Source organism: Herbaspirillum sp. CF444, from assembly GCF_000282135.1.
In the GTDB taxonomy this organism is placed as follows: domain Bacteria; phylum Pseudomonadota; class Gammaproteobacteria; order Burkholderiales; family Burkholderiaceae_D; genus Herbaspirillum.
On sequence record NZ_AKJW01000075.1, the window covers coordinates 1 to 2348 of the forward strand.

The 2348-nt window shown below is 50.9% G+C and carries 2 protein-coding genes; both read left to right on the plus strand.

From position 1 onward, the window contains the following. A partial coding sequence (locus tag PMI16_RS17110; RefSeq protein WP_007881856.1) for a hypothetical protein occupies positions 1–904 on the plus strand: 904 nt, incomplete at its 5' end. Positions 905–1139: 235 nt separating this feature from the next. After that, the coding region (locus PMI16_RS17115; RefSeq protein WP_007881860.1) for a hypothetical protein at positions 1140–2348 on the plus strand (1209 nt) is incomplete at its 3' end.

Genomic DNA, 2348 nt, shown 5'->3' on the forward strand with positions numbered 1-2348 from the left:
GGGCAGCATTCCACTCAACGCTGCAAAGCAAGGTGTGATCGCCGGGATCAAGGCCGGCAACGGGGCGGTAACTGCTACATTGATCCTGCGCCCGGAAGGGGATTTAGAAGATGCGCACAAATTGGAGGTGAAACTCAGCGTCAACGCAATCAAGTGGGCCATCAGTCCAAGCGACTCCTCCGCCAGAACAGCGTTGTCATTGGCGAAGGCGGTCGAGCCTGAGGAAGTATACGATGCCCAACTCCTGCCCGATTACCACGTAACGGGGCAGACCATTGATGGCAAGATACCGCATGGCGCCAAGATTCAATTTGATATCGATGACGACAGCAATGACATTGCGAGATTCGTTACCCCGAGCAAGGAGACGGTGCCCACTCAGGCAACCGTAAGCGTTCAAGAGAGCGGTTCCGGGCCGGTGACGGTACCGCTTCCGGCATTTCAGATCAAAAAAGGCAAGTTGGGCCCGTTCACGATAACGGCGACCCCGGAAGGAATGACGAGTCCATTGCCTCCACTCTATTTTGATGTGAGGGAGTACCGCCCCATCGAAGCAATGGAATTTACGCATCCGGATTGGTGGGCGAGTCCGCCGGCCGGTAAGCTAACCTACTCGGTCTCAGAACCGTTAATTGCTTATACCGATACGACAAAGTCTGTTGTTGCGCAGCCGGGGGTAAATCGGGTGACCTTCACTCTTCAAGAGGGTGGGCAGCCCGCGACCCGCGTTACATTCCGGAACGGTAAGACGACTATCGATGCGAATGTCAAGACGAACGGGCAGGTCAGCATTCCCACGATGACCTTGTCGGACAAGCTGCAGAAGGATGACAAATTCCTGATTATCGCAACACCAGTAGATACCCAGGTGATTCGTGCATCACAGGAGATCACCATAGCATGAGCCTGGACAGATCATGGATGCGGATGATGCTATCCCGTCGTCTGCAGTGAACCTGATTTTCGACCAGGCTTCTCCGGGGGGGGAGATGTGCATCGATCCAGATAAGTTGCATGCAAGAATAAATTGAGAAGATCTATTCATGGCGTTCCGCCACTATGTTGTTGGATTCAGGAGTGTTTGGTCCAAAAAATGGCTGGCAATTATTGATGTACTTGTTTAATGAAAGGAGTTGGGAATGACTCTCCTGACTGCGAATTTGGGCAATCTGATTCCTAAGGAAGATGATCTGACCGACTTTGGTTATGTAGATAAGTCCCATTTTCAGGGCGGTGCTTATGTGGTACCGAAGCTTGGACCTCTTACCGAAAAAACAAAATGGGCGCAGGGAAAATATCATGACCCATCCGCATGGATCGAGATTCTTAATGACGCCGATATTGGGCTGAAAAACGCCAACAATTCATATTCTGCTAAGTATTGTATTTTGGTCACGGAGCGGAGTACGGGGGGGAGCTTTTCCCAACCTAACATGTATTATCCTGTCGATTTAATCGCTGATAGAAAATATACGCTGATCTGGAAGGATGCTGCGGACCGCAGGTCGGAGCGAGATGATCCCGATAATCCGATTGGTGGGCCAGAGGTGTATTCGATCTTAATTTGGACTACTGATAAATTTGTTTCGCCAGCAGTTCCTGTGCAAACCTTCGTCCAAACGAGCCAGCTCGGATGGGCGGAAAAAACACTAACCTTTTCTGTGGAGAAGGACGGCAAGTATTTCCTAATGTTCTTAGGGCCAGCAGAGCCCTATCAAGGACCTACTCGTAGGTTGATTCGTGGCGTATTGATTACGGCAGTGAGCCTTTTCACTGAATCAGACGATATTGAAATTAGCGGTCCCGCGGTATTGACGTTGCCTCAGGACGGCAAGAATAAGCAATGGGTATTTGATATCACGATCAGGAATCTTTCCGATGGGACGGATAATTTTTCGCTTCCTGCGTATGCCAAACTTGATGCCGGTAATACTAGGGCAACGCTGTCGTCAGATCTGCACGCGATGGTGGACATCACTGTTGATAAAACGAAAAAGATTGGTACGGGTAAGTTCATTGTCCGTGCAGACACCATTACTGCTGGCAGCGTCATTGGTGAGGGAACACTGACAATCTTCGTGGCCTCGTCGGCGCGCAAGGCCTTTACATTGAAAGTCACCTCGGCCTCGACAAACGAGGCCGAGGTGTATGCCGCCAAAAATCAGGTCTCCTTGTATAGAGGAGAAATTGATAGCGACGGACTTAAGGTCTGGCTGGCACCGACCGACGGAGACGGCGTTCCTGATGCCATCTCTTTCGAATTTAACCCGGCACAGGCGGCGGATGGCATTGCCTTGGAGGTGAATAACACGTGGACAAATGGGCCGGGCAGCATTCCACTCAACGCT